This window comes from Collinsella sp. MSK.8.10, assembly GCF_019041915.1.
Classification (GTDB): Bacteria; Actinomycetota; Coriobacteriia; order Coriobacteriales; family Coriobacteriaceae; genus Collinsella.
In genome coordinates this window covers 173,882-189,420 of record NZ_JAHPYF010000001.1, presented here as the reverse complement: position 1 = coordinate 189,420, position 15,539 = coordinate 173,882, and the positions used below count along the sequence as shown (strand labels likewise).

The following is a 15,539-nucleotide window of genomic DNA, read 5'->3' as shown; positions in this document are numbered from 1 at the left end:
ATTGGAATGTTATTTTCGATGGAATTGGTTCGCAGATTGTCGGAGTGCTTGTCGGTGCTTTGGTCACATCGGCAATAAGCATCCCTATCAGCTATAACGCTGGGAAGAGGTCTGTAGCCCAGAAGCAGAAGGCGGGCAACAACGCCGTTCAGACTCAGGTCGGTGTTTCAAATGAGCGGTAAGGCAATTCAAAAGGCAGGCGCTAATTCAAATCAGGTGCAGGCGGAAACCGTAAATCAGTACTTAGGAATAAGTGAGAATAGGGTTTCGGAGATAATTAACGAACGCTGCTCCCAAGCGCTCGCGAACTGTGTTCTCGAATCTCGATTTGTTGCCGAACAGAGGATTAGTGAATTCAAGACAGAGATTATTGGATTATTTGTTCGCAAGCCCAATTTGGTCAATGCATTAGCAGAGCCTTCCTGTGTCGATTCCTTTGGGCGGGCAGCTCGTGTAGCCACCAGATCAACCGAATATAAGGATAAAGAACTGCTTTCTGAATTGCTTGGCCGTCGATTCGAGGAACCGAACAATCGTCATGTGGCGGCTGGAATTAATAGAGCCATTGAAATCGTTGACTTGATCACAGGCGAGGAGCTGAATGGATTAACCGTATGTTTTGCAGTTAATCAGTACACGCCTATTTCAGGAGCAGTCGGTGAGGGGCTTGCTGCGCTTGACTGCTTATACGGAAAATTGCCAATACACGAACTTCCAAATGGGGGAGCATGGATTGACAATCTTGATATTCACGATGCTTTGCGAGTTTCGCCATTCGGCAGTTTATTGAAGCTCGCCGACTATTATTCCAAAGCTATTTCTGGTTATGTTGTCTGGGGCTTAGAAAAAGATTCAGAGCAGTTTGAAAAGGCCGCTCGCTCACTTTCTGAAGCCAATATTCCTGTAGACGTCTTACTCGATCATGAGTTGCATGATGGTTACGTCAGGCTCAAAGTCCCCAACCGCGGCGCCATCGACGAAATTATCATTATCGGGCAGGGAAATGGTTCGCCAAATGGCGTACCTCTGAATCCTGAACAAATCTCTGTTCTTGATAGATTGTTCGATCAAATGAGCGTTGCGGAGCACGAACAAGAAATGAAGGTCGCGCTTGAACGGAAGCTCGAGAACTATCCAAATATATTAACGGTGCAGGACTGGTGGAACAGCATTCCGTCGGCGCCTAGACTTACCGTTGTTGGCAAGGCCCTCGCCAACGCCAACGCAAGAAGGATTGACCCCACGTTGCCCGATTTGGAGATTTGACTATCAGATAGTCCTGTAAATAAAAGCTTTCATTCGGAGGTATCCACACATCAAAATGAAAAAGATATTAGTTTTGCTCGTGATGCTAATGTAGGAAGCCACAATAAATTGGGCGGCATTTAGGCTCATTCTTCGTATTATGAGTGACTATGGAACGAGCGTTTAAGCAGCATCTATTCTGGACATAATCTGGACAACATTAATATAAATGTCCAGAATAATGTCCGGAATAGAGCGGAGCACCACATGAGCGACGCGCTTGACAGATACATCCAAGCTGGCGAGGGCATAAGCGTCGAGTTCAAGCGCTGCGGCTCCCAGCCGGGCAAGGACACGTTCGAGACCATTTGCTCGTTCGCCAACCGACAGGGCGGTAGCGTGCTGCTCGGCGTGCGAGACGACGGCACTGTTGAGGGTGTGCCCGAGGCCTCTGTACTCTCCATCGAGCGGAACATATCCAACATCACGAGCAACCCGAACCTGTTCAACGTGTCGCCGCTGGTCGAGTTCGAAAGGCTGCGCGACTCTGAGGGCAGGCTCGTCATACGGGTCTGGGTGCCTATGGGGCCGTCCCTCTACATGTTCAAGGGGGTCGTGTACGACCGCGTGGCGGACGCTGACGTGCGCGTGAAAAGCGATGTCCAGATCACCTCGATGATGGCCCGCAAGCAGAGCTACTACTCGGAGCGGACCGTGTACCCCTGGGTGACCGAGGGCGATCTGGAGATGGGACTTCTCGACGCAGTGCGAGATGCGCTGCGCGCGAACGATGCCGACCATCCGTGGCTCTCCCTCTCTGACGGCGAGCTTCTCCGCGCCGCCCGTCTCTACGGGCGCGACCAGCTGACGGGGGAGCGGGGCTTCAACCTCGCCGCCGTCGCGTTGCTGGGGAAGGAGGATGCGATCCTCGACGTCATGCCGCTCTATCGGACCGACGCGGTACTCAGACGCGTCGAGGCCGATCGCTACGACGACCGGCTTGTCTGCAGGAGCAACCTCGTCAGAGCGTACGACGAGCTCGTCGGCTTCTGCGAGAAGTGGCTGCCGGACTCCTTCGTGCTCGATGGGGGGCAGCGCAAGAGCGCCCGCGACGTCATCGTCCGCGAGCTTGTGTGCAACTGCCTCATCCACCGGGAGTTCGTCAGCCCGCACATCGCCCGCATCGCTATCGATGGGGAGGGCATCCGCACGAGAAATGCGAGCCGCGCGCTCTTCGCCGGTCCCGTGACGCTCGAGAGTCTCGACCCTACTCCCAAGAACCCCATCATCGCAAACTTCTTCACGCAGATGGGCCGTTCCGAGGAGCTGGGGAGCGGGACGAGGAGCCTCTACAAGTTCTCGCGGCTCTACACGGGGAGGGACCCCGTTCTTGAGGACGGCGATCAGTTCACCGCGTTCGTACCGGTGCCGCCTGTCATGGCGAGCGCGGCAGGAAACGAGGGAGATCATGATGTTACGGCGAGCGTTGGGGAAAGCGGGGCTGTCGGAGGGCCCAAGGGGAACCGTACGCGTGCGGAGGTCGAAAACGTGGTCGATGACCTTCTCTCACGTTCCAGTTCGTTTGCCGCAACGGATGTCAGCGAGCGGGTTGCCGCGGTGAGCGGGAGGACGGTGAGGCGTTATCTTGCCGACATGGTGAAGGAGGGCAAGCTCGTTTCTGATCCGCGCGGTAGGTCGACGACCTATCGGGCTGGCAATTCGGCTGATGGTCTCAGCGGTGATTGTTGAGCTCAGCCTTATCAGAGGTGCTTATTCTCCTTATGGCATGCGGGTTCCCGTCGGGAAGCCCCCGACCGACAAATCGGCATTGAGTTCAATTTGAGTTCAACTCGGACACGCGAAATGCGGCTGATTTCGGTTAATGGGGAGACGACGATATACCACGTGGACGAGCGGCGATGAGAGTGCGCGATTTGATTACTGAGTGGGAATAGAACATATGTTTGATTCTATGCTATAATGTTTGCCAATGGGCTCGGCGTCTTCCGAAGCCGCGCCCATTGCTGTATTTGTTCGGATATCGACGGAAACCCAAGCTCAGGGAGGTTTGTTGCGATGGCATACGATTTCAAGAAGGAGTTCAGGGAGCTCTACAGGCCATCGGGCAAGCCGGGCGTCGTAACCGTTCCGCCTATGAGCTACGTTGCCGTGCGGGGCAAGGGCGATCCCAATGCCGAAGGCGGCGAGTACCAGAACGCGTTGCCGCTGCTCTACGGCGTCGCCTATACCATCAAGATGTCGAAGAAGGGCCCGCGAGAGATCGAAGGCTATTTCGACTTCGTCGTGCCTCCGCTCGAGGGCTTCTGGTGGCAAGACCGCGCCGATGGCGAGATTGATTATGCGCGGAAGGATGACTTCAACTTCATCTCGTGCATCCGTCTGCCCGATTTCGTCACTCGCGAGGACTTCGACTGGGCAGTTTCGGAAGCTGCCGCCAAAAAGAAGCTGGACTTCTCGGCGGTCGAGCTGCTGAGGGTCGACGAGGGCCTTTGCGTTCAGTGCATGCATACCGGGCCTTACGACGACGAGCCGGCGACCATAGACGCCATGCGCACATTCGCGGCGGAACGGGGCTACGCCCCCGACTTCTCCGAAGCCCGCCTCCATCACGAGATCTACCTCTCCGACCCACGCAAGTGCGCGCCGGAGAAGCTCAAGACCGTGATCCGCCATCCCATAAAGGCGATGTAGCGAAGCGAGTGACGCCGATCGCTCCGGCTTTTGGGGTTTATCAATTGGCAGTCCGCGATGATCGAGCAGGCTGCCCTGCCTCCCGGCAGGCGCGCAATTCCTTTAGTCGATTCGTCTCGAGGTGCGCTTTTTGCTCATCTTGTGGCCCAGAGTTATGATACTCCTAAAAGTGTAACCAGATTCGAGTTTTAGGAGCAGCTCTTGAAGTGCAGCAGGCTCAGGAACCGTGGCAGGTACCTCGAGGAGGCAATGCTCTTCCGTGACACCGACCTCATCAAGGTGATTACGGGCGTGCGCAGGTGCGGCAAGTCGAGCCTTCTCGATCTTATCAGGATAACCATTGAGTCCGAGGGGGTCGCTGACCGCGGTTTTGTGAGCGTCAACCTGGAAAGCAAGGGTGCGGGCATCAAGACGGAAGACCAGCTTTACGATCGCATTCGCGGGTGCCTGTCGGACAAGGGGCGCACCTACGTCTTCATAGACGAGCCCCAGAGAATCGATGGCTGGCAGGATGCGGTCAATGCGATGAGGGTCGACTTCGATTGCGACATCTACCTCACGGGCTCGAACGCGTATCTTCTCTCGAGCGAGCTGGCCACCTATCTGTCCGGGCGCTACGTAGAGGTAAAGATGCTGCCCCTGTCCTTCTCCGAGTTCGCTGACTTCTGCGGGATCGAGTTTGCAGCGGGAAGGTCGGTGGCTCTCACCCCCGAGGGGGACCCCGTTCTCTTTGACGATATGCTTACTCGTTACCTTGAGTACGGGGGCATGCCAGCCATTGCATCCCTATCGACGACCCAGGCGCAGCACTCGGCATACATGTCCGGAGTCTACGAGGCCATCGCCGTGCGCGATATCGTCAACCGCGAGCGCGGGAAGGGCAAAAGCGCGGTGACCGACCCTTCTCTGCTGCGCTATGTGGCCGAATTCCTGGCGGACAACATCGGCAACGAGTGCTCGTCGAACCGAATCGCCGGCGCGTTAACTTCTGCGGGGTCGAAGACCACGAACAAGACCGTTTCCTCGTACGTGGGCGCGCTCGAGGAGGCCTTCCTGTTCTATCGTGCCACGCGTTACGATCTGCACGGCAAGGCGCTCCTTAAGACGAATCCGAAGGAGTACATCGTCGACACCGGCTTCAGGACCTGGATGGCCGGCTATAGGGTCACGGATACTGGGCGCCTGTTCGAGAACGCCGTGTATCTCCAGCTGCTCTACAAAGGGTGGAGCGTGCATGTGGGCAAGCTCTATGGCAAGGAGGTTGACTTCGTCGCGACGAAGGACGGGCGCGTGCTCTACGTGCAGGTGACTGACGAGATGTTCGCAAGCGAGACCAGGGAACGCGAGATCGCCCCTCTGAAGTCGATACGAGACAACCACGAGAAGATCGTGGTCGTGAGGCAGGGTTCCTACGACACGGACATCGGCGGCATTCACATCGTGAGCGCGAGGGACTTTTTCCTCTAGGGCCATGAAATTCATCGCGAAGCAATCAGGTCAAGTCGGGAACAATGTCTGACATCGTGTGGCGATAGCATCGTGCGCGCGATGTCAGTTTTGGCTTCAAGATGGGTAAAACCGCACGGCGCACTGGCTGCCACGTCGGTCACGGATGAACTCATGAGATAGCCACCTGGCACGATTCCTCTTTGCGATCAATAGTTGAAACTTATGACCTGCGGTTTTGCGAACGGCTTGAAAGCCACCCGCGTTAATTCACTTACGATTACAGCTGGCGGCTTGCAAGCTAAAGGGCGGCTGAGTTTCAAAACGGGCATTTTCGGCGCCATCGAGCCTCCAAAGGCGGCCAATCGCGGCCTTTGGGACAAAAACAAAAACTCAACGTCCTGAGTTTGAAAAAAGTTTTTGAGGTTGTCCCAACTTTTGTCCCCGAAGTCGACGAAACGCGACATCGCGTCATTCGGCGGCACACGTTCCGTGTCGATGCCGAAAACTGGGTGCAACTGGAATGACGGGACGACAGAGCCAAAGCCATCGAGTGGGAGTAGCGGGAACTGTGTTCTGAACTCGCGTTTTAGCACTGCTGAGTATCGTCGTATGCTGTTTTGACATCGCCGCAAAGCAAAGCCAGCAGCGAAATAACGGGAATAAAGGCCCCCGAACCCTCTGGTTCGGGGGCCTTTTCCTTGCATTCCTACCCGAAAACGACTCCTCGTCGAAGCCCTCCGAGCATCGGGCGGCACTATCGGGCGTGGGCGTTCTCGTAGGCCTCTTTAATCTCTGCCGGCAAACCGTCTGGAATCAGCGCCTTCAGCTCAGCCTCGTTATCGCCTTGATTTAGCTGCTCGTAGTACCAGCATTTGAACTTCAGCATGTCGAGCGCGCGGTTCATGTCCGCGATCTCCGATTCCATGTGGGCCTTCCGCTCCTCGAACATGGCCTTGCGCTGGGGGTATGTAGATGGGCCCTCCGCGCACCATTCCATGAACAGCCGGATGTCCTTGATCTCCATCCCCGCCTTCTTCAGGCATTCGATGACCCGAAGTGCCTCGAGCTCCCTATCGCCGAATTGGCGAATGCCGGACGCCCGCTCCAATCCCGGGAACAATCCCTGCTTGTCGTAATATCGCAGCGTTGAAGCGGGCAAACCGAACATCTCAGCCATCTGTCCGATTGTGTACATGGCTCCTCCGAAACAATGTCGAATTCATTCCTTGATCTAAAGTCAGGTTTAGGTATTACCTTCATTCTCGTCAATGCAAATCGGGAGCGCAAGGGGTGTTCCGTAATGAGCAAAACGGTTTTGATAGTTTCTTCAAGTCCACGAAAGAATGGCAATTCCGAGACGCTGGCGGAGGCTTTCGCCAACGGCGCGCGGGAGGCAGGTCACAGCGTTGAGACCGTGCGTCTGCGCGAGAAGCAAATGGGCTTCTGCAAGGGCTGCCCTGCCTGCTTAAAGTTGGGGCGTTGCGTCATCCAAGACGATGCCGTGGAAATTGCCGCCAAGATGCACGACGCTGATGTCCTGGTGTTCGCAACGCCCGTTTACTACTACAGCGTCTGTGGCCAGCTCAAAACCATGTTGGACCGCGCTAACCCGCTTTTTGGCTCCGATTATGCATTCACCGAGGCATATCTGTTGGCGACGGCGGCGGAGAACGGGCGCTCGACCTTCGACGGGGCGAAAAAGGCGATGCAGGGATGGGTTGACTGTTTCTCCCGCTGCACGCTCGCTGGAACGGTTTTTGCCGGCGGCGTGAACGGCGTGGGCGCAATCGCTGGGCATCCCGCTCTGGAGCAGGCGCGGCGAATGGGCATGGGAATCTAGCTGGGTTGTTTGGCCGTGCAGAAATAGATTTGTGTCAAAACCATCGACAGGAGGAGATCGATCATGGCAATTAAACAGACGGCGGGCAGAGATGCTCTAGGGGAGTTCGCTCCCAAATTCGCACAGCTCAACGACGACGTGCTGTTCGGCGAGGTGTGGAGCCGAGAGAGTGAGCTCTCCCTGCGCGACCGCAGCGTGGTGACAGTGGTTGCCCTGATGTCGCAGGGACTGACGGACTCTTCGTTCAAATATCACCTGACGTCCGCAAAGAACAACGGCGTGACTAAGGCGGAGATAGCGGAGATCCTTACGCACGCGGCGTTTTACGCAGGCTGGCCCAAGGCATGGGCGGCCTTCCGCATGGCGAAGGAGGTCTGGGCGGACGACGATGCCGCCGACGCAAAGGCTCAGCACCAAAACGAGATGGTTTTCCCTGTCGGTGCCCCCAACGACGCCTTCGCGAAGTTCTTTATCGGTCAAAGCTACCTCGCGCCCCTTTCCACCGAGCAGGTCGGCGTCTACAACGTGACGTTTGAGCCTGGCTGCCGCAACAACTGGCATATCCATCACGCCAAAAGCGGTGGCGGACAAATTCTCGTCTGCGTGGCTGGTCGAGGGTTTTACCAGGAGTGGGGCAAGCCGGCACAGGAGCTGCGCCCCGGCGACGTGGTCAACATCGCCCCGGGAGTGAAGCACTGGCACGGCGCCGCGCCCGACAGCTGGTTCTCGCATCTCGCGTTGGAGGTTCCGGGCGAGGATGGCTCTAGCGAGTGGCTGGAGCCTGTGGACGACGACGCGTACCTTAAAGCGACCAACAAGGAGGCTTAAGCACCGTTGCCCGTCCGTGCCGTCGAGAGCAGCGTGCTCAAATCGGCCTGAATCGCCTCTGCCTTGCTCCCGAGCTGCAATGGGGCTGAGTCGCCCGTGATGTTGACGCTCAACAGGTGCGCATCCGGCAGCTTCGCGGTCATGCTCCAGAACGGGAGCGTGATGATGCCAGGGGTCATTTCGCCCACGCCGAGCTCCAGCAACAGCATGCGGCCATTGCCGCGCTCGCTCACAAAGCGCTCGTATCGCTCGAGGTTCTCGCGCGAAGGCCGGGGCCATATCGCCATCAACGAGAATCGTCTCGCACGAAGCATCGAGCGCCATGGTCTGGCTGTAGTTGAGCACGGTGCACGTGGTGTGTTCGCAGGCGTTTGCGATCTGAGCGAGCATGTGCTTTATGACGCCGTTGCGCAATCCCACGCCCAGTTCAAGGAAAAGAATCTTCTGATGCGCGTGCGCATCGAACCAGTCGGATACCTTGCGGTACTGCTCTTTGTCCACAGCGTTCAGGGAAATCTAGCGGTCAACCGCCTGCTCGGTTGGAGGCGGGGACCCGAGTTCGCCCACGCCCAGGAGCTGCTCAGCGCCTATTCCGAAGGGGGCATGCGAGCGGTATCGGCTCGTCACGATTCCCGTAGTTGATCTTGACTGTGGACTCCTTACAAGTCTTGCTCGAGATCGAGCGGAGACTGGGCCCTGCCGAAGCGGAGCTATGGCGACCAAAAATGTTGCCAGAAGACGCCGTCGACGCTGTTTGCGATGGGGCAGAGCTCGATGGCGGTTCGGCACAGTCTGTTTCGTCGGTTTCGCGGGGCGTTGATGGCCTGAAGGCGACCGTTGGAAAAAGCTCATTTCCGTGGGGAAGAAACTTCTCGGTGAGTAAAGCTCATCGGAGCGGGGATAGAGCTTTGTCTGCGGGGTACGAAATGCTGGCTAGCGGTTGCGACGCCTTGTTGCAGAAATGCCAACTGCCGCAACTACAGCACCGGCAACACTCAGAGCGGCTGCCATCGCACGGTTGTCGCCCGTCGCGGGTAGGGTGGCCGCGGCTGGTTTAACCGCCGCTACTGCCTTGGTGGAAACGGGATTTGCCGTGGGCTTTTTTGCATTGGGCTGCGGTGTGGGCTCGGGCTTGGTTTCCGGTTCGGGTTTGGAACCGCTCGTATCGGTTGCAAACAAGTGCACGTCACTGTCGAAGACGTAACGGATGTAGTAATCGTGCCGCGTTTCGTGCATAATCCCTTGCCCGCTGTCGAAGTCACGGTCAACGTGTGTGCCAAGGTAGGTTGAGCTGTTGAGGTTCAGCCTGTAAGGGATTTGATCGTCGGCGTAACTGCCTGTAAAGACTACGGTTGCTCTAACGTGATTGTCGATCATGGTCAGGGCAATAGAGACGCTGGCCTCTTTGGGGTTCTCGGTTTTTATAAGGCTTTCGGTATCGGTGTCGATCTTGAAGAGATGGACGGTGTCGTTAAGTCCGTAGATGAAGTCCTCGGGTTTGTCGGGAAAATCGTATACAAGAGCCTCGTTCTGGACCAACTCGAAAGCAGGGGGTAGCTCCAAATCGTAGTAATGATCGACGACGGTGGTTGCTGTGAGGCTGCCTTCCGCGTTGACTTCGTCGCAGGTGATGGGTGCTGCGACATCGGGTTCGGGCGTTTCGGTCGCCAGTGCTGCGCAGGGTAGCAAAAGCTGCCCTGCCATAAGAATGCTTACTCCGAAGGCAACGACTCTGGCGCCTGCATGAAGCTTGACGTTGCGGATAGACAGGCCAGTGCGTTTGTAATGGGTTTGCGGTGCAACATGCTGTCCATACATAAGGCGCTCCTTGTTCGTAGGCCGGTTTCCGTGGATCTATATTGCGCCTGCCCGATTCGGCCAGGCGCATACACGCGAACGCTCACGCGAGTAGGAGAAAGCTCTAGTTAATTTTCCCACAGTCGACACTTTGCGGCCAACGATTTGCTGTTCAATTCTCGGAGAGAGAATCAAGACAGTTGAGGAGTTGTCAGGCGATGAGATTGTGTCTAGAGAGCGCGAACAAGAGATGTGGTCTGCGGACGACTGAATAGCTCCATCCGTTTTGGTTGCAACGAAATGTGTGCCGCGCGCCTGCGGCATGAAGGAGGGGGATTCTTATGAATATCGTTGTGTTGAGCGGCAGCCCGCGTAAGGGCGCCAATACCGATACCATGGTCGAGGCGTTTGCCGAGACCGCGCGCGAGGCCGGCCATACGGTCGAGGTCATCCGCGTTGCCGGCAAGAAGATCGCCGGCTGCTTGGGATGCCGGTACTGCTTCGCCCATGAGGGCGTCTGCGTGCAGAAGGATGACATGGCCGACGTGATCGAGTCGCTGAAAGACGCAGATATGGTCGTCTTCGCCTCGCCTATCTACTGGTTTGATATCACCGCGCAGGAGAAGGCCGCCATCGACCGTCTGTACGCCTTCGGTGCCACGGGATTCCCGTTCACCAAGACGGCCCTTTTGCTCGATAGTCACAGCGAGGGTGTCTATGACGCGGCGATCGCCATGTACAAGTCAACCTGCGCATACTGCAAGTGGAAGGACCAGGGCATTGTCACCATCAGCGGTATGACCGAGCGCGACAGCATGGCCTCCTCGCCCAAGCTGGAAGAGGTGCGAGAGCTCGCCCGCAAGCTGGCGTGAGAGTGCACTTCTGCGAGTAAATGGTAAAAGAAAGGGGCCCGGAGTGCAGTTAATCGCACCTCGGGGCCCTTTCTTTTACGGATTCGTGGCGGTACGACTTCCGCGGTTTTAACCAATCGCGTTAGTCAAACAGACTCGGCATGTCGTTTTCCTTCATGAGGGCACCGGCGGAGGGCAGGCTCTGCGCGGTGAACTTCTCGGCCGAGACGCCGGCGCCAAGAATCTCTTCGGTTGTACCGACAGTGGTGACCGAGCGGCCCTTCTTGGCCGTGAAAGCCTGGACGCCCTGCGTGTTGGTGGTCGTCTTGGTCTTGAGCAGCGACGTGTTGAAGTTCATCAAACGATAGTCGCTCGAGACCAGCGCGATGTCGCGATCTTCCTTGAGCACCTGGGCATACAGCAGCTTGCTGCCACCGTAGATGGCGTTTTTGAGGCGCTTGCGGTTGGTCTTGGTGACGTATCCAGAAAGCGCGACGCGCACCACGCGGCCGTTCTCAAAGACAAACAGCACGTCGGCCTTATAGTCCTCAGGGTCGATGACCCAGATGACGCTCTCGTCGGGTTCCATCTCAAGATCGGTCGGCAGGTACGAGCCCAGCTGGGCCGACTTGGTGTCCTCAAACGCTGCAACCTTGCACTTGTACACCTGGCTCTTGTTGGTAAAGACCAGCAGCTCGTGGGTGTTGGAGGACGGGAACTCGATAAAGGGTTTGTCGCCGTCCTTGTACTTGAGCGTGGTCGCCTTCTTGAGCACGCGGTCCGTCATCTTCTTAAGGTAGCCATCGCGCGAGAGCATGATGGTGACCGGGTACTCCTCGACCTCGGGCTCCAGGCTCACCTCGATGACCTCATGGGGTTCGATCCTGCCCGTGCGGCGCGGCATCACGTACTTCTTGTTGACCGCGGCCAGCTCGTCGCTGATGACTTTCTTGATGTTCTCCTCGCTGGAGAGGATCTCCTCAAGTTCGGCAATCTCGCCCTCAAGCTTGGCAATGTCCTTGGTGCGGTTGAGGATGTACTCCTCGTTGATGTTGCGGAGCTTGAGCTCGGCAACAAACTCGGCCTGGGTCTCGTCGATGTCGAAACCCTTCATAAGGTTGGGCACGACCTCGGCCTCGAGCTTGGTGCCGCGGATGATGGCGATCGCCTTGTCGATATCGAGCAAGATTGCCTCAAGGCCGTGCAGCAGGTGCAGGCGCTCGGACTTTTTGCCCAGGTCAAAGTTAATGCGGCGGCGCGTGGACTCAATACGCCACTTGACCCACTCGTGCAGGATCTGGCGCACGCCCATAACGCGGGGATAGCCGTCGACGAGCACGTTGAAGTTGCACGAGAACGAATCCTGCAGCGTGGTCGAGCGATAGAGCTTCGCCATGAGCTTGTCGGGGTCGACGCCGCGCTTAAGGTCGATAGCGATGCGCAGGCCCGAAAGGTCGGTCTCGTCGCGAATGTCTGCGATCTCCTTGACCTTGCCCTCTTTGGAGAGCTTGACGATGCGCTCGATAATGACATCGGTCTTGGTGGTGTAGGGGATCTCGTAGACCTCGATGATGCGCTCTTCGGGAATCCAGCGCCAGCGGGAGCGGATCTGGAGGCTGCCCAGACCGGTCTCGACGATCTTTTCCATCTCCTCGCGGCGGTAGATAATTTCGCCGCCGGTCGAGAAGTCAGGCATGGGCATGTACTCGAGCAGGTCGCAGTCGGGATCCTGCAGGTAATGCATTGTGGCGGTACAGACCTCGTTGAGGTTGAAACCGCAGATATCGGATGCCATGGCGACGCCGATGCCCTTGTTGGCCGAGACGAGGATGTTGGGGAACGTGGTGGGCAGCAGGCGCGGCTCCTTCATGGCGCCGTCGTAGCTGTCGACGAAGTCGACCGGGTCCTTGTCGATGTCCTTGAAGATCTCGGCGCTGATGGGGGAGAGCTTGGCCTCGGTATAACGCGAGGCGGCGTAGCTCAGGTCGCCCGAATAGTACTTGCCAAAGTTGCCCTTCGACTCCACAAAGGGGGCGAGCAGCGCCTCGTTGCCGGTGGCCAGGCGCACCATCGTCTCGTAGATCGCGGCGTCGCCGTGTGGGTTGAGCTTCATGGTCTGGCCCACGATGTTGGCGCTTTTTTGGCGCTCGCCCTTGAGCAGACCCATCTTGTACATGGTGTAGAGCAGCTTGCGGTGCGAGGGCTTAAAGCCGTCGATCTCGGGGAATGCACGCGAGACGTTGACGCTCATGGCGTAGGGCATGTAGTTGACCTCGAGCGTCTGCGTGATCGGCTGGTCGGTGACCTCGGAGTGCAGGCCGATGACGTTCTCGGCGTTGACCTGCTTTTTCTTTGGCTGGTTCTTCGTCTTCTTCTTTGCCACGATTTCCTCTTGAACTTCTTATGGGCCGTCGTTATCGATTTGCTGCTACTGCAGGTCCAGCTGGTCCAGATATTCCTTGCCGTGCTCGGAGATATGACGCTTACGGCCCGCCTCGTCGTTGCCCAGCAACAGGTTGAACATGGTCTCCATCTTGGTGACGTCCTCGGGCTCCACCTTGATCAGGCGGCGCGTCTCGGGGTTCATGGTGGTGAGCCACATCATGTCCGGATCGTTCTCACCAAGACCCTTGGAGCGGTTGATCGAGCACTTCTGGTCGCCGATCTCCTTGAGGATGCCGTTCTTCTCGAGCTCGGTGTAGGCAAAGTAGGTCTTCTCTTTGCAGTTGATCTCGTAGAGCGGCGACTCGGCGATATACACGTAGCCCTCGTCGATAAGCGTGGGCACCAGGCGATAGAGCATGGTGAGCACAAGCGTGCGGATGTGATAACCGTCGACGTCGGCGTCCGTGCAGATGATGACCTTGTTCCAGTTGAGGTTGTCCAGGTCAAAGGCGCCAAGGTTCTTGATGCGCTTGTCCTTGATCTCCACACCGCAGCCCAGTACGCGCATGAGGTCCATGATGATGTCGGACTTAAAGATGCGCGGGTAGTCCTCCTTTAGGCAGTTGAGGATTTTGCCTCGGACGGGCATAACACCCTGGAACTCGGCATCGCGCGAGGTGCGAATGGCACCTGCTGCCGAGTCGCCCTCTACGATGTAGATCTCGCGGCGGCTCTTGTCCTTGGAGCGGCAGTCGATGAACTTCTGCACGCGGTTGGCCATGTCGGTCTTCTGCTGCAGGTTGGTTTTGATGCTCTGGCGCGTCTTCTCGGCATTCTCGCGCGAGCGCTTGTTGATGAGCACCTGCTCCATGATCTTGTTGGCGGCATCTTTGTTCTCGATCAAGTAGGTCGAGAGGCGCTCCTTAAAGAAGGCAGTCATGGCTTGCTGGATAAAGCGGTTATTGATGGCCTTTTTGGTCTGGTTCTCGTAGGACGTCTGGGTGGAGAAGCAGTTGGTCACCAGTACCAGGCAGTCCTGGACGTCCTGCCACTTAATGCCGCTCTCGTTTTTGTTGTACTTGCCCTGTTGCTTGATGTAGGCATCGATGGCGCTGGTCAGAGCACTGCGGGCAGCCTTCTCGGGCGAGCCGCCGTTTTCGAGCCACGATGAGTTGTGGTAGTACTCCTGCATCATGAAAGTGCGCGAGAAGCACATGCAAGCAGTGATTTTTACGTTGTAGTCGGGCAGGTCCTCGCGATCGCGACCGCGACGGTCGGCCTCGATAAAGAAGGGCTCGGTAAGGTAGTCGGTACCGACCTTCTCGAGCACGTAGTCCTCGATGCCCTTGGGGTAGCAAAAATCCTCTTCGGAAAACTCGCCATCGTCGCCCTCGATGCGCAGGCGGAAGGTCACGTTGGCGTTGACCACGGCCTGGCGGCGCATGGTCTCGCGATACCACTCGTGGGGGATACTGATGGAGGTAAAGACCTCAAGATCGGGACGCCACTTGATGGTGGTGCCGGTGCGGTCCTCGTCACTGGGTTCAATCTCGAGTGCCTTCTTTTTGGCGCCGACGACCTTACCCTTCTTAAAGTGCAGGGAGTACTTGTTACCGTCACGCCAAACCGTGACGTCCATGTACTCGGAAGCGTACTGGGTCGCACAGGAGCCCAGGCCGTTGGTGCCGAGCGAGAAGTCGTAGTCGCCGCCCTGGTTGTTGTTGTACTTGCCGCCGGCGTAGAGCTCGCAAAAGACGAGCTCCCAGTTAAAGCGCTTCTCGGAAGGGTTCCAGTCGAGCGGGCAGCCACGGCCGTTATCCTCTACCTGAATGGAGCCATCTCGAAAGGCGGTGAGGGTGATAAGTTTGCCGTAGCCCTGGCGTGCCTCGTCAACGGCGTTAGACAGGATCTCGAAGGCGGCATGCGCGCAGCCGTCGAGTCCGTCCGAGCCAAAGATGACGGCGGGGCGCAGGCGTACGCGCTCCTCGTCCTTGAGCTGGCGGATACTGTCGTTACCATAGTTTGCGGTGTTTTTTGCCATACTCGCTCTCTCGGTGCTCCTTTGCTGCGTTTAAGTCATATAGATAGTCAAGGTAGCATAGCCCAGCCCATAGGCGATTCCAACCAACACGAAATCCATCGAACAATCGTTCGGATTAACAGGGATAGTGTTTAGTGGTAGCGCTGCATTGTTAAACAAATTTGGATACAGATGAATTTTATTTAATAGGGACCTAGTTTTACTAAACAAAATCGAACGATGCTGATCGCACGAGCGGGCACATCGATTGACTATCAATCACGTTTACTCGGAGAAAACCGAGTCGGTTTTGTCCGAGTAAGTTTGAAGACGGCCGAATGCGTCCTGCTGCGTTTGCGGTTGGATGCGTTTATCAAAAACGTGCCATGCGGATTGTTGGCGAAAAGACGCC

General features: G+C 57.0%; 12 protein-coding genes. 7 read left to right on the top strand and 5 right to left on the bottom strand.

What is annotated here, in order from left to right; all coding sequences use genetic code 11:
- The first annotated feature begins 171 nt into the window (after positions 1 to 171).
- From KTF55_RS00790 to KTF55_RS00775, 4 genes are all read left to right on the top strand, one after another.
- Complete coding sequence (locus tag KTF55_RS00790) at positions 172 to 1,266, top strand: hypothetical protein (protein ID WP_217107605.1); 1,095 nt, start codon at positions 172 to 174, stop codon at positions 1,264 to 1,266.
- A 246-nt stretch (positions 1,267 to 1,512) separates the two neighbouring features.
- Positions 1,513 to 2,994 carry an RNA-binding domain-containing protein gene (locus KTF55_RS00785; RefSeq protein ID WP_152073771.1) on the top strand — a complete coding sequence of 494 codons (1,482 nt, stop codon included), beginning with the start codon at positions 1,513 to 1,515 and terminating at the stop codon, positions 2,992 to 2,994.
- A 327-nt stretch (positions 2,995 to 3,321) separates the two neighbouring features.
- Positions 3,322 to 3,957 (top strand): GyrI-like domain-containing protein, encoded by a 636-nt coding sequence (locus KTF55_RS00780; RefSeq protein ID WP_217107606.1) that lies wholly within the window; start codon positions 3,322 to 3,324, stop codon positions 3,955 to 3,957.
- Between the two features lie 201 nt (positions 3,958 to 4,158).
- A complete protein-coding gene (locus KTF55_RS00775) occupies positions 4,159 to 5,424 on the top strand; it encodes an ATP-binding protein (RefSeq protein WP_217107607.1) in 1,266 nt (421 codons plus the stop codon).
- 736 nt (positions 5,425 to 6,160) lie between these two features.
- Here KTF55_RS00775 and KTF55_RS00770 read toward each other — a convergent pair.
- Positions 6,161 to 6,601 (bottom strand): MerR family transcriptional regulator, encoded by a 441-nt coding sequence (locus KTF55_RS00770; RefSeq protein WP_217107608.1) that lies wholly within the window; start codon positions 6,599 to 6,601, stop codon positions 6,161 to 6,163.
- A 105-nt stretch (positions 6,602 to 6,706) separates the two neighbouring features.
- On the opposite strand from KTF55_RS00770, the gene KTF55_RS00765 reads away from it, so the two are divergent.
- Together KTF55_RS00765 and KTF55_RS00760 are read left to right on the top strand one after the other, a co-directional pair.
- Positions 6,707 to 7,246 (top strand): flavodoxin family protein, encoded by a 540-nt coding sequence (locus KTF55_RS00765; RefSeq protein WP_217107609.1) that lies wholly within the window; start codon positions 6,707 to 6,709, stop codon positions 7,244 to 7,246.
- 63 nt (positions 7,247 to 7,309) lie between these two features.
- Positions 7,310 to 8,074 carry a carboxymuconolactone decarboxylase family protein gene (locus KTF55_RS00760; protein ID WP_217107610.1) on the top strand — a complete coding sequence of 255 codons (765 nt, stop codon included), beginning with the start codon at positions 7,310 to 7,312 and terminating at the stop codon, positions 8,072 to 8,074.
- On the opposite strand, the gene KTF55_RS00755 is transcribed toward KTF55_RS00760, so the two are convergent.
- Together KTF55_RS00755 and KTF55_RS00750 are read right to left on the bottom strand one after the other, a co-directional pair.
- Positions 8,071 to 8,361, bottom strand: a complete 291-nt coding sequence (locus tag KTF55_RS00755; RefSeq protein WP_217107611.1) for a hypothetical protein — start codon at positions 8,359 to 8,361, stop codon at positions 8,071 to 8,073. The two genes, KTF55_RS00760 and KTF55_RS00755, sit on opposite strands and share 4 nt — an antisense overlap.
- A 646-nt stretch (positions 8,362 to 9,007) precedes the next feature.
- Complete coding sequence (locus tag KTF55_RS00750) at positions 9,008 to 9,892, bottom strand: LPXTG cell wall anchor domain-containing protein (RefSeq protein WP_217107612.1); 885 nt, start codon at positions 9,890 to 9,892, stop codon at positions 9,008 to 9,010.
- 320 nt (positions 9,893 to 10,212) lie between these two features.
- Between KTF55_RS00750 and KTF55_RS00745 the strand changes: the two genes are divergently transcribed.
- Positions 10,213 to 10,743 (top strand): flavodoxin family protein, encoded by a 531-nt coding sequence (locus KTF55_RS00745; RefSeq protein ID WP_217107613.1) that lies wholly within the window; start codon positions 10,213 to 10,215, stop codon positions 10,741 to 10,743.
- A gap of 121 nt (positions 10,744 to 10,864) precedes the next feature.
- On the opposite strand, the gene KTF55_RS00740 is transcribed toward KTF55_RS00745, so the two are convergent.
- Together KTF55_RS00740 and KTF55_RS00735 are read right to left on the bottom strand one after the other, a co-directional pair.
- Positions 10,865 to 13,105 carry a DNA gyrase subunit A gene (locus tag KTF55_RS00740; RefSeq protein WP_217107614.1) on the bottom strand — a complete coding sequence of 747 codons (2,241 nt, stop codon included), beginning with the start codon at positions 13,103 to 13,105 and terminating at the stop codon, positions 10,865 to 10,867.
- 45 nt (positions 13,106 to 13,150) lie between these two features.
- Positions 13,151 to 15,148 (bottom strand): type IIA DNA topoisomerase subunit B, encoded by a 1,998-nt coding sequence (locus KTF55_RS00735; protein ID WP_217107615.1) that lies wholly within the window; start codon positions 15,146 to 15,148, stop codon positions 13,151 to 13,153.
- Positions 15,149 to 15,539 lie beyond the last annotated feature (391 nt).

Bases quoted from the DNA above. Each gene is read 5' to 3' on its own strand.
- KTF55_RS00735 (WP_217107615.1), bottom strand. From the start codon at position 15,148: ATGGCAAAAAACACCGCAAACTATGGTAACGACAGTATCCGCCAGCTC.
- KTF55_RS00745 (WP_217107613.1), top strand. From the start codon at position 10,213: ATGAATATCGTTGTGTTGAGCGGCAGCCCGCGTAAGGGCGCCAATACC.
- KTF55_RS00780 (WP_217107606.1), top strand. From the start codon at position 3,322: ATGGCATACGATTTCAAGAAGGAGTTCAGGGAGCTCTACAGGCCATCG.
- KTF55_RS00770 (WP_217107608.1), bottom strand. From the start codon at position 6,601: ATGTACACAATCGGACAGATGGCTGAGATGTTCGGTTTGCCCGCTTCA.
- KTF55_RS00755 (WP_217107611.1), bottom strand. From the start codon at position 8,361: ATGGCGATATGGCCCCGGCCTTCGCGCGAGAACCTCGAGCGATACGAG.
- KTF55_RS00765 (WP_217107609.1), top strand. From the start codon at position 6,707: ATGAGCAAAACGGTTTTGATAGTTTCTTCAAGTCCACGAAAGAATGGC.
- KTF55_RS00750 (WP_217107612.1), bottom strand. From the start codon at position 9,892: ATGTATGGACAGCATGTTGCACCGCAAACCCATTACAAACGCACTGGC.
- KTF55_RS00785 (WP_152073771.1), top strand. From the start codon at position 1,513: ATGAGCGACGCGCTTGACAGATACATCCAAGCTGGCGAGGGCATAAGC.
- KTF55_RS00790 (WP_217107605.1), top strand. From the start codon at position 172: ATGAGCGGTAAGGCAATTCAAAAGGCAGGCGCTAATTCAAATCAGGTG.
- KTF55_RS00760 (WP_217107610.1), top strand. From the start codon at position 7,310: ATGGCAATTAAACAGACGGCGGGCAGAGATGCTCTAGGGGAGTTCGCT.